Source organism: Streptomyces sp. MUM 2J (assembly GCF_022414535.1).
Taxonomy (GTDB): domain Bacteria; phylum Actinomycetota; class Actinomycetes; order Streptomycetales; family Streptomycetaceae; genus Streptomyces.
In genome coordinates this window covers 192,571-218,756 of record NZ_JADWYM010000003.1, presented here as the reverse complement: position 1 = coordinate 218,756, position 26,186 = coordinate 192,571, and the positions used below count along the sequence as shown (strand labels likewise).

Below are 26,186 nucleotides of genomic sequence, written 5' to 3'. Positions count from 1 at the left end.
AAGCCGCGTGCCGGTGCCACCGGAAAGGGTGAGCGCATGCCGCCTGTCGGACGGTGGGGCGTCGCCCGGTCAGTCGGTCTTACGTCGTCGGCGGGGTGGCGCGGGTGCGTCGAAGGCGAGCGACACGTCCGGGCAGCCCTCGTCCCGGCCCGCCGAAGCGCCGATGCCCTGTGTGCCCCTGATCCGTGACGGACGAGCAGTGCGCCGCCGCCCTGGCCGCGGCCGGCGGCTGACGGCCGGATCAGGTCGAACCCGCGGTCGGCCCGCCCGTTGTGGAGGGCCGGACCGTCGCGGGGTGCGCGGGGACGTCGCGGATGCCGCCGAGTGTGAGACCGCGGGCGGCTCGCGGATCACGCGGGTGCGGCCACCGCAGCCGGATCGTCGAGGACGCCCCGCACCACCGAGTGCGCGGCGCCCAGCAACGGCCCGTCCGACCCCAGCGTGGACACGGACACCGGGCAGGCCGGCCCGGCCGTCCGCCGGGCCAGCTCCGCTCGCAGGGACGGCAGCAGCCACGGCGCGAGTCCGGCCAGCGCGCCGCCGAGCACGACCGCCTCGGGGTCGAGGAGGTTGACCGCCCCGGTCAGCGCGATGCCGAGCGCCACGCCGGCGTCGTCCAGAGCCTGCCGTACGGTCTCCTCGCCCTCGGCGGCGAGGCCGGCCAGCACCTCCACCCGGTTCCCGGCCGCGGCCAGGCCGGCCGCGCGCAGCACCGCCTCCTCGCCGGCGTACTGCTCCAGGCAGCCCCGTCCGCCGCACGCGCACGGCGGCCCGTCGGGCCGGACCGGCACATGCCCCAGCTCGCCCGCGAAGCCCCGCGTTCCGCGCAGCAGTCGTCCGTCCACGACGACGGCCGCACCGATGCCGATCTCGGCCGAGACGTGCAGGAAGTCGCGTGGGGCGGCCTCGCCCAGCCAGAGTTCGGCGAGGCCGCCGAAGTTCGCCTCGTTGTCGACGGTCAGCGGCAGACGCGCGGGGAGGAGGGCGCCGAGGTCGGTGTCGTGCCAGCCGAGGTTCGGCGCGTGGACGACGGTGCGGGCGTCGCGGGCGACCAGACCGGGCACGGCGACGGCGAGCCCCGCCGGCCACAGATCCTCGCCGCCGATCTCGGCGACGACCTGCCGCACCAGTTCGGTGAGGTCCGCGGCCACGTCCCCGGGGGAGCGGTCGCGGTTGTCGGCGTGCCGTACGGCACGCGCCCGTACCTGCCCGCGCAGGTCCACGGCGCACACGGCGAGGTGGTCGACCCCGATCTCGGCGCCGGTCCCTGCGGGTCCGTGCCCGCTGACGGCGAGCGCGGAGCCGGGCCGGCCCACCCGGCCGGGACGCTCCGGGCCCAGCTCCTCCAGCAGCCCCGAGCGTACGAGTTCGTCGACGAGGGTCGAGACCGCGGCACGGGTGAGTCCGATGTGCGAGGCGACGGCGGCACGGGACAACGGGCCCTCGGCGCTCACGGCGTGCATCACCCGGGCCAGGTTGCGTCGGCGCATGCCCTGCTGCGTGTCGGGCAGAGCGCGTGCGGGAGCCGCCGGGCGGGCCTCGTGCAGCGGTGCGGTCATGCCTGAACTCAGTCCTCGGTCGATGTCCCTCGGCGGGCTGCCGTGCCCCGCATCAGCAGCGGGGTCGCGTCGGAGAGTACCCCGGAGATCCTGGCCAGCGCCGCCTCGTCCCGCTCCACGGCCTCCAGCACGGGTCCGTTCGCGGTGTTCCAACGCCGGGCGATCGCCGCTGGGTCCTCGCCCGTCAGCAGTCCGGCGGCCTGTGCCGCGGCGCCCAGCGCGACCGGTTCCCGGGCCTCCGGGATCTGCACCGGGCGCCCGGACAGCCGCCGCACCGTCTGCCGCCATGCCGTTCCGCGGGCGCCGCCGCCGATCAGCAGCAACGGCGCCGTGGGGTCCGCGTCCGCGTCGAGGACCAGGTCGAGCGCGCCGAGGAGCGCGTGCACGGCGCCGTCGTAGGCGGCCTGCAGCAGCTGGCCCGCGGTGGTGTCGTGGCGCAGGCCGTGCAGCAGTCCGGTGGCGTCCGGCAGGTTCGGGGTGCGTTCGCCGTCCAGGTAGGGCAGGAACGTGACGCCGGCGGAGGGCTCCACCGCTTCGCGGTCCCGGCCGAGCAGGGCGGCGACGCGGTCCACGGCTAGCGTGCAGTTCAGGGTGCAGGCCAGCGGCAACCAGTCGCCGCGCGCGTCGGCGAAGCCGGCCACCGTGCCGGTCGGGTCGACGGGGCGCCGCCGGGAGACCGCGTACACCGTGCCCGACGTGCCCAGACTCATCACGGGTGTGCCCGGGCGCAGCCCCAGGCCCAGTGCGGCGGCGGCGTTGTCGCCGGTGCCCGGGGCGACCAGGGTTCCCTTGGAGAAGGGCAGGTCGTGGCTGTCGCGGACGGTGCCGGCGATCTCACCGGGCTGCACCACCCGGGGCAGCAACGCCCGGTCCAGGCCCACGTGCGCCAGAACCTCCTCGTCGTACGCCCCGGTCCGGGACGCCCACCAACCGGTGCCGGAGGCGTCGCCGCGATCGGTCGTGCCCTGGCCCGTGAGGCGTTCGGTGAGGTAGTCGTGGGGGAGGCGCACGGCCTTCGTCGCGCGGACCGCCTCGGGCTCGTGCTCGCTCAGCCACGCCCACTTCGTGACGGTGAAGGAGGCGCCGGGGACGCTGCCCGTGCGCTCCGCCCAGGCCTTCACCCCGCCCAGTTCCCCGGTCAGCCGGATGGCCTGCGGCGCGGAGCGCACGTCGTTCCACAGCAGCGCCGGCCGGACCGGCTCGCCCCGGGCGTCGAGCGTGACCAGGCCGTGCTGCTGGCCGCCGATCGATACCGCGGCGGCCTCGCGCGCGGCGTCACCGCACTGGCGCAGTGCCCCGCACAGCGCGTCCCACCACTGGCGCGGGTCGCTCTCCCGGCCCGCTCCGGACGACACGGTGTGCGGCGCCTGGCCACCGGCGACGACCTGCCCGGTGGCGGCGTCGACCACCAGCGCCTTCGTGGACTGGGTGGACGAGTCCACGCCGACGACGAGTGGTCCCTCGGCTGCTGACATCGGGCTCTCCCTCAACTTTTTGCGCGGCTCTGCGGGATCTGTCTTCCCAGAGAAGCGCTCTCCCACTAATTTGTAAACTGCCATGACGAAATAGCCGGAGCAAGCAAGGAGCCGCGGCATGAGCTACCAGCCCACCCCTGAGGACAGGTTCACCTTCGGACTGTGGACCGTCGGCTGGCAGGGCAGGGACCCCTTCGGCGACGCCACCCGGCGTGCCCTCGACCCCGTCGAGTCGGTGCAGCGGCTGGCCGAGCTGGGTGCCTACGGAGTGACCTTCCACGACGACGACCTGATCCCCTTCGGGTCCTCGGACACCGAGCGCGAGGCGCACGTCAAGCGGTTCCGGCAGGCGCTGGACACCACCGGGATGACCGTGCCGATGGCCACGACCAACCTCTTCACCCATCCGGTCTTCAAGGACGGAGCGTTCACGGCGAACGACCGGGACGTCCGCCGCTACGCCCTGCGCAAGACCATCCGCAACATCGATCTGGCCGCCGAGCTGGGTGCACGGACGTACGTCGCGTGGGGAGGCCGCGAGGGCGCCGAGTCCGGAGCCGCCAAGGACGTCCGGGTGGCGCTCGACCGCATGAAGGAGGCCTTCGACCTCCTCGGCGAGTACGTCATCTCCCAGGGCTACGACCTGCGCTTCGCCATCGAGCCCAAGCCCAACGAGCCGCGCGGGGACATCCTCCTGCCGACCGTCGGTCACGCCCTGGCCTTCATCGAGAAGCTGGAGCGGCCCGAGCTCTACGGCGTCAACCCCGAGGTCGGCCACGAACAGATGGCCGGTCTGAACTTCCCGCACGGCATCGCCCAGGCCCTGTGGGCGGACAAGCTGTTCCACATCGACCTCAACGGCCAGTCCGGCATCAAGTACGACCAGGACCTGCGCTTCGGCGCCGGTGACCTGCGGGCCGCCTTCTGGCTCGTCGACCTGCTGGAGGCCGCCGGGTACACGGGACCGCGGCACTTCGACTTCAAGCCCCCGCGGACCGAGGACTTCGACGGTGTGTGGGCCTCGGCGGCCGGCTGCATGCGCAACTACCTCGTTCTCAGGGAGCGCGCCGCCGCCTTCCGCAGCGACCCCGAGGTCCAGCAGGCCCTGAGCGCCGCCCGGCTGGACCAGCTGGCCCAGCCGACGGCCGCCGACGGGCTCGAGGCGCTGATGGCCGACCGGAGCGCCTTCGAGGACTTCGACGTCGAGACCGCCGCAGCCCGCGGAATGGCCTTCGAACGCCTCGACCAGCTCGCCATGGACCATCTGCTGGGCGCCTGCCGCTAGCCCCGGGCGTGCTGCGGCACACGCCCCGTCTGCCCCGCGGGGCCCAGCCGGCCGGTCACGCGCGCCTCGCTGCCGGAGAACCGCCCGCGTACGCCCCCGTCGAGGGTGACCCGCCGCGGCGTCCGTGCCGACCTGAGGGAGCCGCACAGGGCTCACGACCCCGCTGCCCCGGGTGTCGCTTCGGACGGGGAGGAACGGGCCGGGGCCCGGGATGCCCCCGCGGTTGCGCGCCGGCGGCTCGGCACCGGGTGAGGAGCGCCGGCAGCCAGCGGGACGGCCTGCCGGGACCCGCATACTCGAAACGTGAGCCGTCTCGTGGTCCCGTCACCGTGTCGTCGCGGCGCGGCTCCTGCCGGGTGGCAGGGCCGTCCCGCCGCGGCCGGCCGTCTCCGGGCCACGTAGGGGGCGCACCTCAGGGGTCTGTCAGGGTCGTCGCCCGGAACCGCGGGAAGCGCAGGCCCGTTCTCACAACAGACAGCGGCACACGGGCCGCGAAGGAGGCGACGCACATGTCGAAGAACGCGAAGATCGCCGCAGGCGGTGTGGTGGTCGGGCTCCTGTTGTTGATCTGGCTGCCCTGGTGGGCTGCGCTGCTGATAGTGCTGGGCGTCCCGGCCGCCGCCTACCTGGCACTGGACCCGTCGCAGCGGCGCAGGCTGCGCAGGGCCACGCGCAAGGAGCTGGGCCGCTGAGGCACCCCGCCCCGGAGACCGTGCCCCGCTCATCACACACCAGCCGGGTACGTCACCGTCCGCGGGCCGGACGAGGGTACGGCCTGCGGACGGTGCCGCGCCCCGCTCCCGCCGGGCCGTCCGCGCGCCGACCGGCGAGCGGCGGCCAGACGGGGCGCCCGTATCAGTTCGGGCGTACGGCCATCCTGTCGAGCGACTCCAGCAGGGCCGGGAGCTCCGGCCCGCGGCCCACCGGCAGCACTTCGCCGGGCTCGTCGTCGAGCAGCACGAAGGCGATGTCGTCGGTCCTGGCCACCAGCGACCAGCCCGGCCCGTCGGCGCGCAGCGTCCGCGCCTCGCCGGGAGCGAACGAAGACCTCACCCGGCCCAGCGGCGGCGGGGTCTCCAGGTAGGCGCGGACCTCCGCGAGGACGCGGCGGATCCCTCCGTGTCCGCCCCGCGCCGGCGCCTCCTCCCCGGTCGGCTCCGGCCCGCCGCCGTCGGCGACGGCGAAGGAGGAGTCGTCGACCTGTTCCCGCCACGTCGACCACTGCACCGCGATCTCGTCGGCGCCCAGCCGCCGCTGGGCCGGTCCCCATCCGGAGGTGTCCGGGGGCGACAGCGCCGGCCCGGTCCCCGCATCGGGGTCGGGATCGTGCGGCGCGGGGAGACCGGGCACCGCGACGGCGACGGCGAGCGGCCAGCCGGGCAGGGCGGTGACGACCGAGCGTTCGTCCGGAGACAGGTCGTACTCCATGCCGCAGTCCCACGACGCGATGGCCACGGCCACCAGCGACACATCGTCCGTGACGACCGTCCACCGAGCACCCTCGCCGTCCTGGCCCAGTACCAGACCGTAGCCGTCGGCGAGCGGTGCCAGACCGAGGGCCCCGCAGGCCTGCGGGTAGTCGTCACCCAGCACGCTCGGGAACTGCGCCGGTGTCACCAGCACCGCCGTGAGCACGTAGAGCGCGTCGTCGTCGGCGACGGCGGCCTCCTCCGTCCCGGCCATCCCAGCCTCCCATGGGTTTGTCCAACGGCGCGCACCCTAATGCGACTGCAAGCCGCTTGTCACGACTCCCCACCACGGTCGGAGCTGCGGTTCTCCCTCCGGACAGCGGGTGCGCCGACCGCGCGTACAACGCCACGGGCCCGCCGTGTCCGGGGACTCGTCCTGCGGCCGGCGCCCGGCCGCAGGTGCCCCGGCGTGCCGGGCCCCCGGGCGGCTCGCTCCGTCCGCCGGTGCTCCCGGAGCCTGTGCGCCCGGCGGGTCGACCCGCTGATCCGAGGGCGGCGTGCCGGCCCGGTCCTGGACGCTGTGCGGGCGGAAGCGGGTGCCCGGTGATCACGGGCGATGCCGGACCCGGAGACGTCCGGGCGGGGCACGCGCGTCCGGCCGCACACGTTCGCCGCGGCCGTCGGTGCCGGTTGCCCCGGTCCTTCGGGCATCTGCCGCTGCTGACAGTAGAGTTGCAGCCTCGGTGGCAGAAAGGGGACAGCGCGGTGAAGCGCTTCGCACGACTCGCACAGATCCGGCGGATGGACCCGTACGGCGAAGCGTCCGAGATCTACCGCCTCACCTCGGCCTACGAATTCCCCTGGGATTTCACCCGGGCCCTGGAACTCGCCCTGTACCGCACCTACGCCGTGCCCAGCATCGGCCGGCTGCTCGCCGAGACGGCCGAGCTGACCGACCGTACCCAGAAGCGGTACGACGACACCTCCCTGCTGCTCGACGCCGTCGTCGAGCACGGCTTCGACAGCATCCAGGGCCGTACGGCGATCCGCCGCATCAACCGGATGCACCGCAGCTACGACATCGGCAACGACGACATGCGGTACGTGCTGTGCACCTTCGTGGTGATGCCCAAGCGGTGGATCGACGCCTACGGATGGCGAAGACTGTCGCGCCACGAGATCGTCGCCTGCTCCGTCCACTACCGCACCCTGGGGCAGCACATGGGCATCAAGGACATCCCGCAGTCCTACGAGGAGTTCGAGGCCTGCCTCGACACGTACGAGGAGTCCCACTTCGCCTGGGACGAGGATGCGCGCCGCGTCTCGGACGCCACCCTCACACTGATGGGCTCCTGGTATCCGCGGGCCCTCACCCCCCTTCTGCGTACCGCGACGCTGGCGCTGCTCGACGACCCGCTCCTGCGGGCCTTCCGCTACTCGCCGCCCGACCCCGCCGTCCGCGCCCTCGTGCGCAGGGCCGTCCGGACGAGGGGACGCGCGGTCCGTCTGCTGCCGCCGCGGCGCGCCCCGCATTTCGCACGCCAGAACTGGGAGATCAAGAGCTATCCGGGCGGCTACCGGCTGGACGAACTGGGCACCCGTCCGGTACCCGGCACGCGGGGCTGCCCGGTGCGGCGTGCCGGCGGGTCATCCGCCCCCTGAGGCGAGGCTGTCGCGCAGCCGGGCGAGTTCGCCGCGCGAGGTGGCGTGCGTCATGGTCCGGGTGGCCTGCCAGCGGAGGGGCCACGCGCGGTCCGCACCGCGCTCCTTTTCCACCTCCGGCGCGGATCCGACTCGCCTGTGCGCAGCCTCCTGGAGGCCCCTGACGATCGACCGTGTCCCTCCGCGGGACGAGCGCAGTCGCGCATTCGCGGGCGAGCCGCCCCTCCGGGCGGTGGAAGTCCGCGTGATCACCGTGCCCGGCGTCGGCCGGAACACCAGGTGCGGATCAGCCCTCCCGCACGGCCAGCGCCAGGAAACGGTCGTCCCGGTCCACGTACGACGTCATGCGCCATCCCGAACGGGCCAGCAGGGGACGGAGGACGGGCTCCGCACGCAGGTCGTCCGGGGTGATCTGCCGCCCCTGCCGGGCCGCGAGCGCCGCCCTGCCGATGGGGTGGAACAGCGCCAGGGTGCCGCCGGGCCGCACCACGCGTGCCAGCTCGCGCAGGTCCTCCGCAGGACGTGGCAGATGGGCGACGAGCCCGGCGGCGAACACCGCGTCGAGTGCCCCGGAGCGCACGGGCAGCGCGGTGACGTCGGCGAGGAGCAGCCACCCGTCCCGGTCCCGGCCCGCCCGCACCGCGGCCTGCAACATGGCCGGGGTGAGGTCGGCGCCCACCACCGTGCCCGACGGCCCCACGGCCGCGCGCAACGGCGTCAGCGCACGCCCCGTGCCGCATCCGGCGTCGAGCACCCGGTCGCCCTCGTGCAGGCTCAGTTCGGCGACGGCCGCCGTGTAGGCCGGGCCGTCGTCCGGGAAGCGGCTGTCCCAGCCTGCCGCGCGTGCGGTGAAGAACTCCTGGACGCGTGTGTGGTCGTCGCTCATGCACGGCATGATCCCTCACCGACACGGATGGCGCCTGTGCGCACATGTACTCGGCAGAGGCGATCGCTCCGGTGCGCCGGTACGTCACAATCCGGCAGCTTTCGAAACGCGCCCCCTCGTGCGCCCCTGCTCCCGCTAGCGTCCCGGATCCATGGGACACCTGGACCACGCCGTCTTCGGCCGGCCGGCTCCCGGGCTGTCGCACGTGATGGCGTGCACGGGTGCCGCTGCGGGGCGGCGGTGCACCGCGCGCGGGCCCGGCACGATCCGGCGCGCCCGCCGCAACGGGCCCCTCACGGCCACGCGGGCGATCGCCACCGGCAGCTGGACCACGCAGGTCGTCGCCATGCCCGGGTTCGCCGCCGGCGGCACCGCGATCCGCTACGACATCACCGCGCCGCGTGCGGCCGCTGTCGCCTCCCCGCCCATGGGAGCGGCCCTGAGCAGCGTGCACCCCCCGGGGAAGCCCGCGGCCGGCGTGCGCGTGACACCTTCCGGCACGCCCCTGCCCGGGGCCACGGCGATGCAGTTCGTCTTCCCCCTCGCCGTCGGCCTCGGGCCCTCCCTCTACCTGACCTCCGCCTTCGTGGCGCTCTCGCCGACGGCGGGGGAGTCCAGCGCCACCGCCCCGGCGCCGTGGCCGGCCGGGAGCCCGGCCCGCTGACCCCGGGCCGACCGGACCGGCCGCAGCACACCCCCACCCCGAGCGAGGAGGCCATGCGCACACCCCGCAGTACCCCCACGGCAGACCCCGATCCGCAGTCCCGGAGGTTCCGGCGCCGCACCGGAGCACCGGCCGACGAGGGGCCGGGCACACGCCGGAACCCGGCCCCGCACCGTACGCGCCGAAGTCGTCAGCCCGCTCATGGCCCCCGGCGTCGCCCTGCGCCCGCTGTGGCCGTACGGCCCCGTCGGCACCGCCCAGGACGTCTCCCGGCCGCGGCAGACCCAGGCGTCCCCCTCCCCCCGGCAACGTCCGGTTGGGACTGCTGGTGGCCGGCAGCCCGGCGGCCGGCCACGGCATCGGAGCGCGCCTGCGGACGTCGCCCCGCGGCACCACCACCGCGGTACTCCCGCCGCCCACCGCCCTGTTCCACACCGGGGCGGTGGAACGTTCCGCCCCGGTGCAAAACAGGGCGGTGGCGCGCCCACCGGTCGTACCCCCGCGAGTGAGGACGCGGGCCCCAGGAAGCAGGGAAGCGGGCCCCGACTCCGACCGTCCCGCACTCATGGCCCCACCCGCTCCCCCCGATCCCCGACCACCACCCGAGACCCGCCCCGGAAAGTCGCCGCCTTGCGCCCGCACCGCTCGCCGGACGACGCCGGGGACAGTGGCACTGCCGACGGACCCGACCGCCTTCCGCGCCGCGTTCGGCAGGCCAACCCCGCACCACGGCCGCGCGAACGTCCGGCGCCCGGACAGCCCGCGTCACAGACCGCTCCCCCCGCCGACGACCGGCGCACCCCCGAACTCGCCCGCGACCGCGTGATCGCCTACCGCGACGGCTGGACACGGGGCGGTGGCAGACCACCCGGCTGCGGCACCGCCCCCGTACCCGGCGGCGACAGCACCGAAGGAGAACCCACATGACGGACGGCCCCGGCCCCATGGCGGCCCGGTGGTCCGGCGAACCGGACCGGCTGCTGGACGACTTGGTCGCCCGCGCGAGCGACGTGCGCCACGCGGTGGTGGTGTCCGACGACGGACTCGCCATCGGAGCCTCCCCCGGCCTGGGGCGCGAGGACGCCGAGCGCCTCGCCGCCGTCGCCTCCGGACTCCACGCTCTGGCCAAGGGCACGGGCCGCCACTTCGGTGCCGGCGGCGTCCGCCGGACGATGGTGGAGATGGACGACGCGTTCCTCTTCGTGGCCGCCGTCGGCGACGGATCCTGCCTCGCCGTCCTCACGGCCGTGACCGCCGACATCGGCCTGGTCGCCTACGAGATGGCGCGGCTGGTCAAGCAAGCCCGGGAGTGTGTGCACACACCGCCGCGCGCCGCCGCGCGCCCGCCGGCTGCCGGATGACAGGGCGGCGCGCGCTCACGACCGTACCCCCCCGCACGACGACACGCCCATCCGTTCACGAGGGGGAGGATGTCGACTTCTCTGCCATGTCACCATCCTCCTTGCCCGGCGCCCGGTCCTGGGGAAGGCTGACAGGGGAAGTCCCCCGGACCGGGGGAGACCTCACACGGGGGAGAAGTGAACATGGCGCACCGCCAGGACCTCGGCTGGCTGCTGGACGACCTCACCGAGCGCGTCGACCATGTGCGCTACGCCCTGGTCCTGTCCAACGACGGGCTGGTGACCGGGGCGAGTACCGGCCTGGGACGCGAGGACGCCGAGCACCTGGCGGCCGTGTCCTCGGGGCTGCACAGCCTCGCCAAGGGCTCGGGACGGCACTTCGGGGCGGGCGGGGTGCGTCAGACGATGATCGAGTTCGACGATGCGGTGCTCTTCGTCACCGCCGCGGGAGCCGGCAGCTGCCTGTGCGTACTCAGCGGCGCGCAGGCCGACTTCGGGCAGATCGCGTACGAGATGGCCCTCCTGGTCAACCGGGTCGGAGAACACCTCGACGTGGACGCCCGGCGGCCCCGTGCGTGACCCCTGACAGGCCTCTGACCTGCTGTCATGCCCACTCCATGGAAGTTGTCCACAGGCTCCCCACGGGATTCGCGGCCGCGGCTACGGTGGAGTGACGGCGAGCGCGGACAGCGCGAGCCAGTGACTCCACGGGGGAGACAGGCCATGCCACGCGACACACTCACGACCGAGTACCACCCGTCCCGCGCATCGAGCCGCGCCGCGCGGGAACTGGGCCTGAAGCGTTCCGACTTCGACCTCGCCGTGCATCTCGGCAGGATCCGCACCGTGCCCGGCGACGGCGGAGGGGGCCGCCGCGTCCCCCTGGCCGAGATCGAACGCCTGCGGGCTCAGGACGGGTTCCCCGACAGGCTGCACCAGCGCATCAGGACGGTGGGCACCCGGCAGGGCGCCGCGCTGATGGACCTGACGCCCACCAGGTTCACCCGCCTGGCCCGCCTCGGCGTGGTGGTTCCCGTGCGCTTCTCCATCAACCGCTACCGCGCCGTGGTCTGGAGGTACATGGCCGACGAACTGCGTCACTTCGCGACGGACCGGAGCAACACCTCGTTGCTGAACGGCCGCATGCCCGAAGAACTGCGCAGCAAGCTGGCGGACGGCGCCGATCTACGGCCCCGCAACTGGCGCGGACGGCACCTCGGATTCCTGCTGCGCCAGGCGGACGGCCCCTGGCAGCGCGCCGGAGCCGTGGCCGCCTTCCTCGACACCGCCCGGATCACCGAAGCTGTTCCGGACCGCGTCGAGCGCGCGCACCTGCTCCGCTTCCGCCCCGGCCCGCCGGGTCACGCAGCCCCGGGGTCACCTGGGGCGGAGCTGTCCGCGCGGCTCATGACGGCCGACGACGGGGAGGAGATCGCCTGGCTCCGCGCGGACCTGGCGCAGGCAGTGGACGAGGCCCGTGGACAGCAGCCCGCGCCACGCTCGCCCACCAGGACGGACCCTGCCCCGCGGCAGGTCCCGCACCCGGCCGCCGCCCCTGCCGAACGGCCTGTACCACCCTGCGGGCTGCTGCGTACAGGGGCGTGACCTACAGCGCCCGGAAGAGTCCTTCCTGCACGACCGACACCAGCAGGTGCCCTCGGCGGTCGTAGATCCGTCCGCGGGCCAGTCCCCGCCCGCCGGTGGCGATGGGCGACTCCTGGTCGTACAGGAACCACTCGTCCGCGCGGAACGGCCGATGGAACCACATGGCGTGGTCCAGTGACGCCATGTCGAAGTTCCGCGGCCCCCACAGCGGTTCGATCGGCAGACGCACCGCATCCAGCAGGGTCGTGTCACTGGCGTAGGCCAACGCGCAGGTGTGCACCAGCGGGTCGTCGCCGAGGGGCCCGACGGCGCGCATCCACACCGCGCTGCGCGGCTCGGCGCCCTTGACCTCCTCGGAGGTCCAGCGAAGCCGGTCCACGTAGCGGATGTCGAAGGGCTGCCGGCGCGCCATCCGCTCCAACCGCTCGGGCAGCGCGCCCAGATGCTCGCGGATCTCCTCCGTGACCGTCGGCAGGGACTCCGGATCGGGGACCTCGCGGGCCGGCGGCAGCTGGTGCTCGAACGGCCCTTCCTCGGGCCTGTGAAAGGAGGCGGTGAGATTGAAGATCGTGCGGCCCTGCTGTACAGCGGTGACCCGGCGGGTCGTGAACGACCGCCCGTCCCGCACCCGCTCCACCTGGTACACGATCGGCACGCCCGGCCGACCCGGGCGCAGGAAGTACGCGTGCAGGGAGTGGACCGGGCGGTCGCCCTCCGTGGTGCGCCCGGCGGCGACCAGCGCCTGGCCCGCCACCTGTCCGCCGAAGACCCGTTGCAGGGACTCGTGCGGGCTGCGACCGCGGAAGATGTTGACCTCGATCTGCTCCAGGTCGAGCAGGTCGACGAGTCCTTCGGCCGGATTCGTCATGGCTTCGCTGCTCCCGTCCTCACAGCTGGCCGACGTCGGTCACCCGGACGACCGCACGGCCCTCCGTGTCCGAGGCCGAGAGATCGACCTCCGCGCTGATGCCCCAGTCGTGGTCGCCGTTCGGGTCGTCGAAGATCTGCCGGACGCGCCACGTGCGGTTGTGCTGGTCCTCCTCGATGACCAGCAGCTTGGGGCCGCGGGCGTTCGGCCCCGTGCCCAGGTCGTCGTACTCGTCCCAGTACTTGTCCATGGCCTCGCCCCACGCGTCGGCGTCCCAGCCCGCGTCGGCGTCCATCTCGCCCAGCTCCTCCACCTGGTCGAGTGCGGCGAGTTCCACGCGGCGGAACAGGGCGTTGCGCACCAGGACGCGGAAGGCGCGTGCGTTGGTGGTGACCGGTTTGACCTCGTCGGCCTTCTCCTGGGCCTCCTCCGCGGTCATCTCCTCCGGGTTGGCCAGTTGCTCCCACTCGTCCAGCAGGCTGGAGTCGACCTGGCGGACCGTCTCGCCGAGCCACTCGATCAGATCCTGCAGGTCCTCGGACTTCAGATCGTCCGGGATGTTGTGGTCGAGGGTCTTGTAGGCGCTGGCCAGGTAGCGCAGCACGATGCCCTCGGTGCGGGCCAGTTCGTAGAAGGAGACCAGTTCCGTGAAGGACAGCGCCCGCTCGTACATGTCGCGGATCACCGACTTCGGCGACAGTGGATGGTCGCCGACCCAGGGGTGGCTCTTGCGGTAGGTGTTGTAGGCGTGGAAGAGCAGTTCCTCCAAGGGCTTGGGATAGGTGATGTCCTGGAGGCGATCCATACGCTCCTCGTACTCGACCCCGTCCGCCTTCATCGCGGCCACGGCCTCACCGCGCGCCTTGTTCTGCTGGGCGGCGAGGATCTGCCGCGGGTCGTCGAGCGTGGACTCCACCACGGACACCATGTCCAGGGCGTAGGAGGGCGACTCCGGGTCCAGCAGTTCGAAGGCTGCCAGCGCGAACGTGGACAGCGGCTGGTTGAGCGCGAAGTCCTGCTGCAGATCGACGGTGAGCCGGACGATGCGGCCCTCGGCGTCCGGCTGGTCCAGCTTCTCCACGATGCCGCCGTCCAGCAGCGAGCGGTAGATGGCGATCGCCCGCCGGATGTGCCTCAACTGCTGCTTGCGCGGCTCGTGGTTGTCCTCCAGCAGGTGCCGCATGGCCTCGAAGGCGTTGCCGGGCCGGGCGATGACCGCCAGCAGCATGGTGTGCGTGACCCTGAAACGGGACGTCAGCGGCTCCGGCTCGGAGGCGATGAGCTTGTCGAAGGTGTTCTCCGTCCACGCGACGAAGCCCTCCGGTGCCTTCTTGCGGACCACCTTGCGGCGTTTCTTCGGGTCGTCGCCGGCCTTGGCCAGCGCCTTCTCGTTCTCGATGACGTGCTCCGGTGCCTGCGCGACGACGAAGCCCGCCGTGTCGAAGCCCGCCCGGCCCGCCCGGCCCGCGATCTGGTGGAACTCGCGGGCCCGCAGGGTCCGCACACGGTTGCCGTCGTACTTGGTCAGCGCGGTGAACAGCACCGTGCGGATGGGCACGTTGACGCCGACGCCCAGCGTGTCGGTGCCGCAGATCACCTTCAGCAGGCCCGCCTGCGCGAGCTTCTCCACCAGGCGCCGGTACTTCGGCAGCATGCCTGCGTGGTGGACACCGATGCCGTGCCGGACATAGCGGGAGAGGTTGCGCCCGAACTTGGTGGTGAAGCGGAAGTTGCCGATCAGCTCGGCGATCCTGTCCTTCTCCTCGCGGGTGCACATGTTGATGCTCATCAGCGCCTGCGCCCGCTCCACCGCCTGCGCCTGCGTGAAGTGGACGATGTAGACGGGCGCCTGCCTGGCGCTCAGCAGATCGGTGAGGGTCTCTGTGAGAGGCGTGTACCGGTACTCGTAGGAGAGGGGCACCGGCCGGGTCGCGGAACGGACCACCGCGGTGGGGCGCCCGGTGCGCCGCGCGAGGTCCTTCTCGAAGTAGGACACGTCGCCGAGCGTGGCCGACATCAGCACGAACTGCGCCTGCGGCAGCTCCAACAGCGGGATCTGCCAGGCCCAGCCCCGGTCCGGTTCCGCGTAGAAGTGGAACTCGTCCATCACGACCTGGCCGATGTCGGCGTCCTTGCCGTCGCGCAGCGCGATCGACGCGAGTACCTCGGCGGTGCAGCAGATGACCGGGGCGTCGGCGTTGACGGAGGCGTCGCCGGTCAGCATGCCGACGTTCTCCGTGCCGAACAGCTTGCACAGCTCGAAGAACTTCTCCGAGACCAGTGCCTTGATCGGCGCCGTGTAGAAGGTGACCTCGTCCCGGGCCAGCGCCGCGAAGTGCGCGCCCGCCGCGATCATGCTCTTGCCGGACCCGGTGGGGGTGGACACGATCACGTTCGCACCGGAGACCACTTCGATCAGCGCCTCCTCCTGGTGGGGATAGAGCGTCAGGCCGCGCTCCTGGGCCCAGGACTCGAAGGCCTCGTAGAGGGTGTCGGGGTCGGCGGTCGGCGGCAGCTGATCGATGAGGGTCACGACCCCATCTTGCCTGTCCGCCGGCACGATGGGGGAATCGGATGCCCCATGGAAGATCACGACCGCTACGCTGTGTCGCCGACCGAGCGTCAACGCACCCGGTCGACTGATCACCGGCATGCGAGGAATGGGGCGGGCAACAGCCATGATGGGACCAGCACACTCTCTGTCGGGCGCCGCAGCCTGGCTCGGCGTCGGAGCGGCGGCTGCCGCCGCCGGGCATCCGATGCCCTGGCCGGTTCTGCTGGCCGGCGCGCTGATCTGCGCCGGCGCCGCTCTCGCCCCCGACCTCGACCACAAGGCGGCCACCATCTCCCGGGCCTTCGGCCCGGTGTCCCAGCGGCTCTGCGAGATCGTCGACAAACTGTCGTACGCGGTCTACAAGGCGACGCGCAAGCCGGGCGACTCGCGCCGCTCCGGAGGTCACCGCACGCTCACGCACACCTGGGTGTGGGCGGCGCTGATCGGGGCGGGCGCCTCGGCGCTGGCGGTCACCGGGGGTCGGTGGGCGGTCCTGGCGATCCTGTTCGTGCACATGGTGCTGGCCATCGAGGGCCTGCTGTGGCGGGCGGCCCGCGGTTCCAGCAGCGACGTCCTGGTGTGGCTGCTGGCCGCGACCAGCGCATGGATCATCGCCGGGGTGCTGGACAAGCCGGGCAACGGATCGGACTGGCTGTTCACGGCGCCGGGCCAGGAGTACCTGTGGCTGGGACTGCCGATCGTCCTGGGTGCGCTGGTGCACGACATCGGGGACGCGCTGACCGTCTCCGGCTGTCCGATCCTGTGGCCGATCCCGGTGGGCCGCAAGCGCTGGTACCCGCTGGGCCCGCCCAAGGGGATGAGGTTCCGCGCGGGCAGCTGGGTGGAGCTGAAGGTGCTCATGCCCGTGTTCATGGTCCTCGGCGGCGTGGGCGGAGCGGTGGCGCTGAACGTTGTCTGAGCCCGCGTGCCCGCGGAACGGACCTACCCCGCGTCACCGCCGTAGCGTCGCTCGAACCGGGCGATGCGGCCCTCCGTGTCCACCGTCCGTGCCCTGCCGGTGTAGAAGGGGTGACTCTCGGCGGAGATCTCCACGTCCACCACCGGGTAGGTCTCCCCGTCGTCCCACTCGATGGTCTCGCCGCTGGTCGCGGTGGACCGGGTGAGGAAGGCGTAGCCGGCGGCACGGTCGCGGAACACGACCGGGTGGTAGTCGGGGTGCTTGCTCTGCTGCATGGCGGCTCCTGGAACGGGCGGGGCGGATGGCGAGCTGCGTCAGCCGCGCAGGGAGTCGTCGTCGACGATGTGCACGGCCGCCTCCTCGGCGGAGGCGGCGGCACCGTCGATGCCGACGTCGGTGGCGACCAGACCGGCCTCGTCGTCCTCGTGAGCGCCCTCGTCGGGCGCGACGAGCCGGCCGGAGCGCACGTCGCCGACCTCGTCGTCCAGCAGTTCGCCGTCGGTGTCCTGGGAGTCGCCGATGCCGTCGCCGCCCGGTGCGAGAAGGTCCGGCAGCTCCTCGGCCAGGCGCTGGTCCAGCGTCTCGCCGCGCTGCCGCTCCGCCGCCGTCACGCCCGTGTGCTCCACGGCCCAGGCTCTCTCGGGCGGGGACCAGCCGCGGTCCAGGGGATCGTCGACACCGTCGTTCTCCAGGGTGTCCTCGGTGTCGAGTACCCCGGTGTCCTCCCTCTGCTCGGATCCGTCGGGCTGGTAGACGTCGTCTCCCCATCCGGATCCGTCGGCGTTGTTCACGGGTACCTCCAGGGGGTGGGGGCTGGCCCGTTCGCACCGCGGCTGGTGGCGGGCCGCCCCTGCACGGGGCGCAGACGAGCCACCGAACCGAGCGGTGCCCGGGTGCTCCCCGAGCCGGTGCCTCCTCTCAGCCTTCCACCCCTGTTCGGGACCGCGCAACGGCACGGGGCCGCACCGGGGACACAGCGACCCGCGAGTCTGCCGCCGCACGCCCCACCCGGGTCCCGGCCCCGCGGCCCCGCTCATCCGTGCCACGACGGTTGGACGCAGCCGGGGGGTGCACCGCTGCCACGCCGTCCATGGCCGGATCCGGTGCTCCGGCAGCTGGACGGGGCGGTCGCCCGGGTGCCGCTGTCGGCGACAGCGAGCCCTGGAAGGCCGACGGCGGAGCGTGGCCGGAAACCAACGGACACCCACGCGTGCGTGCGCCGCTCACGACGAGCTGGCGGACCGGCGGCCCTTCGGCGGCCGGACGCCGTCCCGCGCAGCGGACGTGCGCCTCTCGGCGCCGTCTTGTGAGGCGGGTCTCCGCCGGTCGGTGCCGCCGTCCGCCCCTCGGCGCCGCCTTCCGTGTCGCGGTGCCATCATGGAGCGGTGCGAACTGGCGGTGTACGGCGCGTGGTGGTCGCGGCGGTGGTCTGCGGGCTGACGGCGGGGGCTCTGTCCGGATGCGGCGGCTCGGTCCCGGAAGGACGTGGCGGCCACGGCGGAGCGGCCTCGGGAGCACCTGCCGCGACACCCCGCGCGAGCACCGCCGCCGACCCGACCCGCGTCCCCGGCGTCGGCGACCGCCTGCAGAGCCTGATACCCACCGATTCCGGCCAGGTCGTGGCGGTCTACGGCGAGGGCAAGGACTCCGCGGACGCCACACTCGTCCTCTACACCCGGCACGGATCCGGTTGGCGGCGCGCCCGCAGCTGGCCCGCGCACAACGGCACGAAGGGCTGGACGCCCGACCACCACGAGGGCGACAAGCGCAGTCCGGTCGGGGTGTTCACACTCAGCGACGCGGGCGGCGTCCTGGAGGCCCCGGGCACCGGGCTGCCCTACACCAGGTCCGCGTCCTTCGCCGCGCCGCGCTCCTGGGACGAGAGGTACTGGCACGACTTCGACTACGTCATCGCCATCGACTACAACCGGGTCAAGGGCACCCCGCCGAACGACCCCACCCGCCCGCAGGGCAGGTCGAAGGGCGGCAGCATATGGATCCACATGGACCACGGCAGTGGTACGTCGGCCTGCGTCAGCGTCTCCAAGCCCGCCATGGAGTACCTCCTGCGCACCCTGGACCCGGCCCGGCATCCGGTCGTGGTGATGGGCGACAAGGCGGACCTGGAGGCCTGAACGGCCGGTCGGGCGAGCGCCGGTGACCCGCTCGCTTCCCGGAGGGCGGGCCACGGGAGACGGAGCGCGCCGGGCTGCCTGCGCTCACCCGGGCGCGGCCGGACCGGGCATCAGCAGCGCTCGGCCGGAACTCCGTCGATCAGCGTGTCCAGCAGGTCGCCGAACACCTCTCGCTGCTCCCGCGTCAGGGGGGCGAGGATCTCCTCGGCCGCAGAGCGACGGGCGGTGCGCAACTCCCGCAGGGTCGTGCGGCCGTCGTCGGTGAGCTCGATCCGGATCACCCGGCGGTTGGCGGGATCGGGGACCCGCCGCACCTTGCCGTTCATCTCCAGGGCGTCCACCAGTGTGGTCACCGCCCGCGGCACCACCTCCAGCCGTTCGGCGAGGTCGATCATCCGTGGCGGCTCGCCGTAGTGCGCGAGGGTGCGCAACAGCCGCGACTGGGCCGGGGTGACACCGAGGTCACGTTGCAGGAGATGGCGCTTCTGGATGCGGTGCACCCGGCGGGTGAGGCGCAGGAGCTGCTCGGCGAGCAGACCGTCGGGATCGGGGGTGCTCATGTGGGAACAATATCAGGATGCCATTCATTGTGAGTATAGGTAACAATGAGCTATGGTCCGTACGTTCGGCGGTGTCCTGCATGCCGCCGGATCCACCACTCTTCCCCCGTAGGAGCTCATGCATCCCGATCGCGAAGCCTCCTGGACCCCACCGGCCGATGCGGCGCAGCAGCCCCGGCAGGTCCGGCGGATCCTGCGTCTGTTCCGCCCCTACCGCGGCCGCCTCGCGGTCGTCGGCCTCCTCGTGGGCGCCTCGTCGCTGGTCTCCGTCGCCACGCCGTTCCTCCTGAAGGAGACGCTCGACGTCGCCCTTCCGGAGGGCCGCACCGGGCTGCTCAGTCTGCTCGCCCTCGGCATGATCCTCAGCGCCGTTCTCACCAGCGTCTTCGGCGTTCTGCAGACCCTGATCTCCACGACGGTCGGGCAGCGCGTCATGCACGACCTGCGCACCGCGGTCTACGGCCGTCTGCAGCGCATGTCACTCGCGTTCTTCACCCGTACGCGTACCGGTGAGGTGCAGTCCCGCATCGCCAACGACATCGGCGGCATGCAGGCGACGGTCACCTCCACGGCCACCTCACTCGTCTCCAACTTCACCAGCGTGGTCGCCACCGTGATCGCCATGGTGGTGCTGGACTGGAGGCTCACCGTCGTCTCCCTGCTCCTGCTGCCGGTCTTCGTGTGGATCAGCCGGCGTGTCGGCAGGGAACGCAAGAAGATCACCACCGAGCGCCAGCAGCAGATGGCGGCCATGGCCGCCACGGTGACCGAGTCGCTCTCCGTCAGTGGCATCCTGCTCGGCCGCACCATGGGCCGCTCCGGCTCGCTCACCCGGTCCTTCTCGGAGGAATCCGAGGGGCTGGTCGAACTGGAGGTCCGGTCGAACATGGCGGGCCGCTGGCGCATGGCGGTCATCACGATCGTCATGGCCGCCATGCCCGCCGTCATCTACTGGACGGCCGGCATCGCCCTGCAGGTGGGCGGCCAGGACGTGTCGATCGGAACGATCGTCGCCTTCGTCTCCCTGCAGCAGGGCCTGTTCCGGCCGACCGTCAGCCTGCTGTCGACCGGTGTTCAGGTCCAGACCTCGCTGGCGCTGTTCCAGCGGATCTTCGAGTACCTCGACCTGCCGATCGACATCACCGAGCGCGAGGACCCGGTCCACCTGGACCAGATCAAGGGCGAGGTCCGCTTCGAGAACGTGGTCTTCCACTACGACGGCAACGTCGTCGGAGCCACCACGGACGGTGTCGCCGACGGCGGCGGTGGTGAGGGCCGCACGGGTGACCGCGCCGTCGAAGCCGGACCCGTCCTGGACGGCATCGACGTCTCCGTCCCCGCCGGCAGCAGCCTCGCCGTGGTCGGACCGACCGGCGCAGGAAAGTCCACGCTCGGCTATCTGGTCCCGCGGCTGTACGACGTGACGGGCGGGCGGGTCACCCTCGACGGGGTCGACGTGCGCGACCTCGACTTCGACACCCTGGCGCGTGCGGTGGGCGTCGTCTCGCAGGAGACGTACCTCTTCCACGCCTCCGTCGCCGACAACCTCCGCTTCGCCAAGCCCGACGCCACCGACGAGGCCCTGTACGCGGCAGCGCGGGCGGCGCAGATCCACGACCACATCGCATCCCTGCCCGACGGGTACGACACGGTCGTCGGCGAGCGCGGCCACCGCTTCTCGGGCGGTGAGAAGCAGCGTCTGGCGATCGCCCGTACCATCCTGCGCGACCCGCCCGTGCTGATCCTCGACGAGGCGACCAGTGCCCTGGACACCCGCACCGAGGCCGCCGTGCAGCAGGCCATCGACGCGCTGTCGGCGAACCGCACCACACTCACCATCGCCCACCGCCTGTCCACCGTGCGCGGCGCGGACCAGATCGTGGTCCTCGACTCCGGGCGCGTGGTCGAACGCGGCACGCACGAGGAGCTGCTGGAGGGGGGAGGGCGCTATGCGGCTCTGGTCCGCAGGGACGCCCGACTGGAGCCGACGAGATGAATATATGCCGAGTTATGCCGGGTTTGTGACGTTATGGGAGTTACCGTGCCCGCATGCATATGAACACTCCGTCACGGAGGACGATTCGACTGACGCGCCGGGGACGTATGGCCCTCATCGCGACCGGAGCCGTCGTGGCCGGCACCGCCGTGGCGGTGCCCCTGCTGAGCGTCGACGACGAGGAGGACACCAAGCCCGTCTCCCTGGTGATCCCCGAGGGCTGGCGCGCCGGACAGGTGTACGCCGCCGTCGACAAGGCCCTGGAACTGCCCGCGGGCACGACGAGGAAGTCGCTCCCCAAGGCCAGGCTGAAGCTGCCGAGCGATGCCGACGGCAACCCGGAGGGATACCTCTTTCCGGCGACGTATCCCCTCACCGACGCAACGACACCGCAGCAACTGCTGTCGGCCATGGTCGACACGGCGAACAAGAAGTTCAACGGTGCCCCGGTCGCGGCCGGTGCGCAGCGCAACGCCATGAACGTGTACCAGGCCGTCACCATCGCCAGCATCGTCCAGGCCGAGGCAGCGACCAAGGCCGACATGGGCAAGGTGGCCCGGGTCGTCTTCAACCGGCTGGAGCGCGGCATGCCGCTCCAGATGGACTCCACCCTCAACTACGCGCTCAACCGCTCGACGCTCCGCACGACCGAGAGCGACACCCGGATCGAGAGTCCCTACAACTCCTATCAGCGCATGGGGCTGCCCCCCACTCCGATCGACAACCCCGGCGAGGACGCGATGCGCGCCGCCATCAATCCGACACCCGGGGACTGGCTGTACTTCGTCACCGTCAAGCCGGGCGACACCCGCTTCACCTCCGACTTCGCCGAACACCAGCGCAATGTCGCCGAGTTCAACCGCAACCAGCCCAGTACGCGTCAGACCGCGGGCTGACAGGGGCCGCTCGCAGCACCCCTGCCGTGTCCGGCCGACCGGTCCGTCCCGAACGGCCCCGCTTCCCGGAGCGGGGCCGGACGCGTACCTGGGGCCCGGCCGCGGGGTGCGCCCCTTCCGTCGGCGTGTGCCTGGTGCCGGAGTCCGGCCCCCTGGGGTACGGACGTCAGGCCGCGTCCGGCTCCGGCGCCGCGGCCGCCGGACGGCCGATGTCGCGCACGGCCGCCCGGCCTGCGCGGTTGGCGCCGATCGTGCTGGCCGAGGGGCCGTAGCCGACGAGATGGACGCGGGGGTCGGCCGCCGCACGGGTGCCCTCCATGCGGATCCCGCCACCGGGCTCCCGCAGTCGCAGCGGGGCCAGATGGCCGAGGGCGGGCCGGAACCCCGTCGCCCACAGGATGGTGTCCGCCTCGACACGCCGTCCGTCGCGCCAGGCGACGCCGTCGAGGGTGATCCGGTCGAACATGGGCCGGCGGTCCAGCACGCCGTCCGCGATGCCCCGGCGGATCGCGTCGTCGAGGGGAAGCCCCGTCACCGACACGACGCTGCGCGGCGGCAGGCCCTGCCGCACCCGCTCCTCCACCAGCGCCACCGCCGCGCGCCCCGCGTTCTCGTCGAAGGAACCCTCGCGGAAGACCGGCGGGCGCCGGGTCGCCCAGGTGGTGGCGGCTGCGTACGGGGCGAGCTCCAGCAGGTGCTGGGTGCCGGACGCGCCACCGCCCACCACCACGACCCGCTGCCCGGCGAACGCCCCGGGTCCGGGGTACTGCGCGGTGTGCAACTGCCGCCCGCGGAAGGTCTGCCAGCCGGGATAGCGCGGCCAGAACGGCCGGTCCCAGGTCCCCGTGGCGTTGACGAGCGCGCGCGTCGCCCAGACGCCCCGGGAGGTCTCGACGAGCAGCCGGCCCGCTGGCCCCTCGCGTACCGCGCGCACGTCCACCGGACGCCGCACCCGCAGGTCGAAGGCACGCTCGTACCGGTCGAAGTACGCGCTGATCACCTCCGACGACGGCCGTCCGGGATCCGCGCCCGTCAGCTCCATGCCCGGCAGCGCGTGCATCCCGTGCACCTTGCCGTAGGTCAGTGACGGCCACCGGAACTGCCAGGCCCCGCCCGGTCCGGGGGAGTGGTCGAGGACGACGAAGTCGCGGCCCGGTTCGTGACCGGTGCGCCGCAGATGGTAGGCGGCGGAGAGCCCGGCCTGCCCGGCCCCTATGACGACGACCTCAATATCGTTCACCCTTCTGCCAACCCTGCGGGCAGGACGGATCTTCCCGGCCCGGGGAGGGCCGATCGTCCGGCCCTGCGAAGAGACAGGAGCGAGGAGGGGGATCTTCCAGCAGCCTTCGCGGAACCGGGTCCGCCGAAGCCGTCCGGCGACGGTCGTCCCGCGCCGCCGTTCCGGTGCCCGGCCGGTCGCATGGGCCACGATGGTGGCATGTCAGATGTGTTCACCACCCGGGTCCTTCACGTGTCCACCGGTTCCGCGGAGCGGGTCGTCGACCTCACCCGCGACTGCGAGACCTTCCTCCGCGAGACGGCGGCGGGCCGCGACGGCCTGCTCAACGTCTTCGTGCCCCACGCCACGGCAGGGGTCGCCGTCATCGAGACCGGTGCCGGCAGCGACGACGACCTCCTCGCCGCGCTGCACACCCTGCTCCCGGCCCACGACCGCTGGCAGCACCGCCACGGCAGTCCCGGACACGGCCGCGACCACGTCCTCCCGGCCATCGTTCCGCCGCACGCCACCCTCCCGGTGCTGGGTGGCCGGCTGGAGCTCGGGACATGGCAGTCGGTGTGCCTGGTGGACACGAACAAGGACAATCCCAGCCGTCAGGTGCGGCTGAGCTTCCTTGGCTGAGGTACGTGAGGGAAGTGTCGAATTCCGGCCGCACCGCATGCCGCCCGGCTCGTGCGTGATGACCCGGTGAGCGTCATGGTCCTTCGCGGTCGGGCGGCGGCATGTGAACCCACGTAGGGGGTTTGCCGTTCACCCCATCTTGCCGCGCGTGCACGCCGGGCCGCGGCACAGCCGTCCGCGGCCCGGACGCGACGGTGGACCCCGACGGCGCAGGGCGAGTCCGTCGGTGCGTGCGACAGCGAACACCCGCGTTGGACGGGCGTGTTCCTGCCCTGGCGCAGAGGGCGCCCGTCGCCGTCACGCTGGCGGTGGCCGGTGCGCCGGCTCGCGCTGAGCGATCTGCGTCCTCTGGGACCCCCGGAGTCCCGGTGGCCCGGGCCCCGTACGCACGAGACTGCCGAGCCCGGCGGAGCCTGCCGTTCACCGTGCTGTGCAGGACCCGCGGCCGTCAGCGGCGCGGACGCTCCAGAGTGAGGAGCAGACCCTCGACCGCACCGGGTCCTATACGGCCCTTCACGTCGGCGGCCGTGATCGTCTTGAGGGCCCAGCCGTCCTCGGCGTGCTTGTTCAGAACCTTCTCCAGCTTGTCGCCGTCCAGTGCGTCCCCGATCAGAGATTCACGGAAGGTGACGACCTTGTACTCGAGTGCGTAGGGGTTGCTCATGGCGGGGACCTTCCCGTGGATGGACTGGCTGACGGAACCGGGGACAGCCAATCACCGTTCGACGTTGCCGCACACGGCGGGGTGGGGGTCATGTCATCCTGGCCTGCTTCGGCGGTGCCGGTACAGCGCAACGCAGGAGTGACCCGGCTTCGAGTCGGCGCTGCGCCGGCACGTCCCGGCGGACGCGCAGCGTCGGACAGCCTGCCGACAGGTAGCGGTGCTGGCTGACGGTGAGCCAGGTAAGGCTTGCGGAACCGCCCTGAGGGCCCTGTTCCGGCGGTGTGTGCCGTGTCACGTATTTCAGGTGCCGCCCAAGTTGTCTGCATCACAGCGGAAATGTCTGTTTAGCGTCCATGCTCGAAACGGATAGCGACTCCCGAAGTAGAGCCTATCGGCAACCTCTTGGGCGCGAAGTTCCAAAGTGACCCATGAGGCAGCACTCGTGACATTCCCGCTTGTTCCCCTGGAAAGGTGCCCCATCATGACCGCTTACCTCTGTCCCCCTGCCGTGATACACGGCGAGCACGCCGTGGAGACCAGCCAGATCGTCGCGGAGGTGCGCGACCGGCATCCGCACGCGGCGTGGGCGATGCGGATCGACGGCATCGCGGCCAGCACGGGCATCGGGACACGCGGATGGATGCTGCCGATGGAGACCGCCGTCGCGCCCGGCAACGGCGGCGGCCTGGGGGCTGTCGGCATCGGGCGGGCCCAAGAGGCGTTGGCGCGCGACGGGTTCACCCAGCAGGACGTGGACCGCGTGATCGCCGCGCTTGAGGCGATACCCGCGCCGCAGACCGTCCAGGAGCGCACCGCGCCCGCCTGGGAGGCCGTGCAGTCCTACGGAGAGCGTGCGGCGCGCGGGGCCTTGCAGATCGCCGGGCTGGACACCGCGGACATCGACTGCCTGATCACCAGCAACTCCACCACCCCGGCGCTGCCGGGTCTGGACATCGCCCTGGCCAACAAGCTTCAGCTCCGCAACGACGTGATGCTGCTGCCGGCGACGCAGTGGGCCTGTGCCGCGGGGACCCGCTCCCTGGCGCTGGCGGCGGATCTCGTGGCTGCGGACCCCGACCGGGTGGTCCTGGTCGTGATCGCGGAGGCGCTGAGCACGACCTACCAGCCCGCGGACGACACCCTCGAGTCTCTGATCGTCCGGTTGCTGTTCGCGGACACCGCGGTCGCCGCGGTGGTCACGGGCCGCCCGCGGCGCGAGTCGGTGCTGCGGCTGGACGCCGCCTGGCACCACACCCTGCCCGGCACCCACGACCTGCACCGTCTGGACACGCGGGCGGACGGCACCCACTTCGTGATGGACCGGCGCGGCCCGCGCGCCGTGCAGGAGACGGTCACCGCGATGTGGGATTGGCTGCGCGTCCGTTACCAGGACCACCCCGGCTCCTGGCACCCCGACGTGCTGCTGGCGCACCCCGGCGGGACCCGGGTACTGGAGTACATGGAGCAGACGATGCCCGACGCGTGGCCGTCGGGGCTGCTGGACTACAGCCGAGACAGCTACACCAGCGGCAACCGCGGAGGCGCCGCCGTGTTCGACATCATGCGGCGGGCGCACGACGCCGGGCAGAAGTCAGGCAGTCGCGCCGTCCTGTACGCGGCGGCACCGGGCCTGACCGCCACCGCCCTGGAGGGGGAGTGGCTGTAGTGCGAGCCCGGGCCGCAGGCACCGGCAAACGGGCGGCCCGTATCGCCGGTCACGACACCGGTACCGCCGGGGCGCCGTCCGTACTGTCGGTGCCGCCGGGTGACGCGTACGCCGTCCGTACCCTCGCCGCGGTCCCCTGCGTCGGCCGCGCCGCCGCCCCG

24 protein-coding genes are annotated in these 26,186 nt (G+C 72.6%); 13 read left to right on the top strand and 11 right to left on the bottom strand.

All coding sequences use genetic code 11. The annotated features are described in order from the left end of the window. Positions 1-350 precede the first annotated feature (350 nt). Positions 351-1,559: an ROK family transcriptional regulator gene (locus tag I3F54_RS04490; protein ID WP_240117252.1), complete on the bottom strand. Its 1,209-nt coding sequence runs from the start codon at positions 1,557-1,559 to the stop codon at positions 351-353. Positions 1,560-1,567: 8 nt separating this feature from the next. Then, positions 1,568-3,034: a xylulokinase gene (gene xylB / locus I3F54_RS04485; protein ID WP_240117251.1), complete on the bottom strand. Its 1,467-nt coding sequence runs from the start codon at positions 3,032-3,034 to the stop codon at positions 1,568-1,570. A 118-nt stretch (positions 3,035-3,152) separates the two neighbouring features. Between xylB and xylA the strand changes: the two genes are divergently transcribed. Together xylA and I3F54_RS04475 are read left to right on the top strand one after the other, a co-directional pair. Beyond that, entirely contained in the window at positions 3,153-4,319 is a 1,167-nt protein-coding gene (gene xylA, locus I3F54_RS04480; protein ID WP_240117250.1) for a xylose isomerase, read from the top strand. Between the two features lie 509 nt (positions 4,320-4,828). Then, complete coding sequence (locus I3F54_RS04475) at positions 4,829-5,011, top strand: hypothetical protein (RefSeq protein ID WP_205381725.1); 183 nt, start codon at positions 4,829-4,831, stop codon at positions 5,009-5,011. Positions 5,012-5,174: 163 nt separating this feature from the next. On the opposite strand, the gene I3F54_RS04470 is transcribed toward I3F54_RS04475, so the two are convergent. Continuing rightward, positions 5,175-6,002, bottom strand: a complete 828-nt coding sequence (locus I3F54_RS04470) for a hypothetical protein (RefSeq protein WP_240117249.1) — start codon at positions 6,000-6,002, stop codon at positions 5,175-5,177. A 491-nt stretch (positions 6,003-6,493) separates the two neighbouring features. Between I3F54_RS04470 and I3F54_RS04465 the strand changes: the two genes are divergently transcribed. After that, the gene (locus I3F54_RS04465) at positions 6,494-7,390 is read left to right on the top strand and encodes an oxygenase MpaB family protein (RefSeq protein ID WP_240117248.1); all 897 of its coding nucleotides are present in this window, start codon (positions 6,494-6,496) and stop codon (positions 7,388-7,390) included. Between the two features lie 286 nt (positions 7,391-7,676). Here I3F54_RS04465 and I3F54_RS04460 read toward each other — a convergent pair whose 3' ends face one another. Then, positions 7,677-8,276 (bottom strand): class I SAM-dependent methyltransferase, encoded by a 600-nt coding sequence (locus tag I3F54_RS04460; RefSeq protein WP_240117247.1) that lies wholly within the window; start codon positions 8,274-8,276, stop codon positions 7,677-7,679. 151 nt (positions 8,277-8,427) lie between these two features. On the opposite strand from I3F54_RS04460, the gene I3F54_RS04455 reads away from it, so the two are divergent. The 4 genes from I3F54_RS04455 to I3F54_RS04440 all read left to right on the top strand — a co-directional run bounded on the left by I3F54_RS04455 (position 8,428) and on the right by I3F54_RS04440 (position 11,906). Next, positions 8,428-8,940, top strand: coding sequence for a hypothetical protein (locus I3F54_RS04455; RefSeq protein ID WP_240117246.1), 513 nt, complete (start codon positions 8,428-8,430; stop codon positions 8,938-8,940). A 923-nt stretch (positions 8,941-9,863) separates the two neighbouring features. Beyond that, complete coding sequence (locus I3F54_RS04450; protein ID WP_240117245.1) at positions 9,864-10,301, top strand: roadblock/LC7 domain-containing protein; 438 nt, start codon at positions 9,864-9,866, stop codon at positions 10,299-10,301. 183 nt (positions 10,302-10,484) lie between these two features. Then, positions 10,485-10,880, top strand: coding sequence for a roadblock/LC7 domain-containing protein (locus I3F54_RS04445; protein WP_240117244.1), 396 nt, complete (start codon positions 10,485-10,487; stop codon positions 10,878-10,880). Positions 10,881-11,024: 144 nt separating this feature from the next. Next, positions 11,025-11,906, top strand: coding sequence for a DUF6397 family protein (locus tag I3F54_RS04440; RefSeq protein ID WP_240117243.1), 882 nt, complete (start codon positions 11,025-11,027; stop codon positions 11,904-11,906). Between the two features lies 1 nt (position 11,907). On the opposite strand, the gene I3F54_RS04435 is transcribed toward I3F54_RS04440, so the two are convergent. Next, on the bottom strand, positions 11,908-12,774 hold the full coding sequence (locus tag I3F54_RS04435; protein WP_240117242.1) for an acyl-CoA thioesterase II: 867 nt from the start codon (positions 12,772-12,774) through the stop codon (positions 11,908-11,910). 19 nt (positions 12,775-12,793) lie between these two features. Beyond that, complete coding sequence (locus I3F54_RS04430; RefSeq protein WP_240117241.1) at positions 12,794-15,307, bottom strand: RNA helicase; 2,514 nt, start codon at positions 15,305-15,307, stop codon at positions 12,794-12,796. A gap of 145 nt (positions 15,308-15,452) precedes the next feature. Between I3F54_RS04430 and I3F54_RS04425 the strand changes: the two genes are divergently transcribed. Beyond that, complete coding sequence (locus I3F54_RS04425; protein ID WP_240117240.1) at positions 15,453-16,247, top strand: metal-dependent hydrolase; 795 nt, start codon at positions 15,453-15,455, stop codon at positions 16,245-16,247. 23 nt (positions 16,248-16,270) lie between these two features. On the opposite strand, the gene I3F54_RS04420 is transcribed toward I3F54_RS04425, so the two are convergent. Both I3F54_RS04420 and I3F54_RS04415 read right to left on the bottom strand, forming a co-directional pair. Continuing rightward, positions 16,271-16,522 (bottom strand): type B 50S ribosomal protein L31, encoded by a 252-nt coding sequence (locus I3F54_RS04420; RefSeq protein ID WP_240117239.1) that lies wholly within the window; start codon positions 16,520-16,522, stop codon positions 16,271-16,273. A 39-nt stretch (positions 16,523-16,561) separates the two neighbouring features. Next, positions 16,562-17,038, bottom strand: coding sequence for a DUF5709 domain-containing protein (locus I3F54_RS04415; RefSeq protein WP_240117238.1), 477 nt, complete (start codon positions 17,036-17,038; stop codon positions 16,562-16,564). Positions 17,039-17,632: 594 nt separating this feature from the next. On the opposite strand from I3F54_RS04415, the gene I3F54_RS04410 reads away from it, so the two are divergent. Continuing rightward, positions 17,633-18,382, top strand: coding sequence for a L,D-transpeptidase family protein (locus I3F54_RS04410; protein WP_240117237.1), 750 nt, complete (start codon positions 17,633-17,635; stop codon positions 18,380-18,382). Between the two features lie 110 nt (positions 18,383-18,492). Here I3F54_RS04410 and I3F54_RS04405 read toward each other — a convergent pair whose 3' ends face one another. Further along, positions 18,493-18,942 carry a MarR family winged helix-turn-helix transcriptional regulator gene (locus I3F54_RS04405; RefSeq protein WP_240117236.1) on the bottom strand — a complete coding sequence of 150 codons (450 nt, stop codon included), beginning with the start codon at positions 18,940-18,942 and terminating at the stop codon, positions 18,493-18,495. A 118-nt stretch (positions 18,943-19,060) separates the two neighbouring features. Here I3F54_RS04405 and I3F54_RS04400 point away from each other — a divergent pair, with 118 nt between their 5' ends. Further along, on the top strand, positions 19,061-20,938 hold the full coding sequence (locus I3F54_RS04400; protein ID WP_240117235.1) for an ABC transporter ATP-binding protein: 1,878 nt from the start codon (positions 19,061-19,063) through the stop codon (positions 20,936-20,938). A 53-nt stretch (positions 20,939-20,991) separates the two neighbouring features. Then, entirely contained in the window at positions 20,992-21,834 is an 843-nt protein-coding gene (gene mltG / locus I3F54_RS04395; protein ID WP_240117234.1) for an endolytic transglycosylase MltG, read from the top strand. A 166-nt stretch (positions 21,835-22,000) separates the two neighbouring features. Here the strand turns inward: mltG and I3F54_RS04390 are convergent, their stop codons facing one another. Further along, positions 22,001-23,074: an NAD(P)-binding domain-containing protein gene (locus tag I3F54_RS04390; protein WP_240117233.1), complete on the bottom strand. Its 1,074-nt coding sequence runs from the start codon at positions 23,072-23,074 to the stop codon at positions 22,001-22,003. A 198-nt stretch (positions 23,075-23,272) separates the two neighbouring features. On the opposite strand from I3F54_RS04390, the gene I3F54_RS04385 reads away from it, so the two are divergent. Continuing rightward, entirely contained in the window at positions 23,273-23,695 is a 423-nt protein-coding gene (locus tag I3F54_RS04385) for a YjbQ family protein (RefSeq protein ID WP_240117232.1), read from the top strand. Positions 23,696-24,143: 448 nt separating this feature from the next. On the opposite strand, the gene I3F54_RS04380 is transcribed toward I3F54_RS04385, so the two are convergent. Then, positions 24,144-24,359, bottom strand: a complete 216-nt coding sequence (locus I3F54_RS04380) for a DUF4177 domain-containing protein (RefSeq protein ID WP_240117231.1) — start codon at positions 24,357-24,359, stop codon at positions 24,144-24,146. A 481-nt stretch (positions 24,360-24,840) separates the two neighbouring features. Between I3F54_RS04380 and I3F54_RS04375 the strand changes: the two genes are divergently transcribed. Further along, on the top strand, positions 24,841-26,025 hold the full coding sequence (locus tag I3F54_RS04375; RefSeq protein ID WP_240117230.1) for a type III polyketide synthase: 1,185 nt from the start codon (positions 24,841-24,843) through the stop codon (positions 26,023-26,025). Positions 26,026-26,186 lie beyond the last annotated feature (161 nt).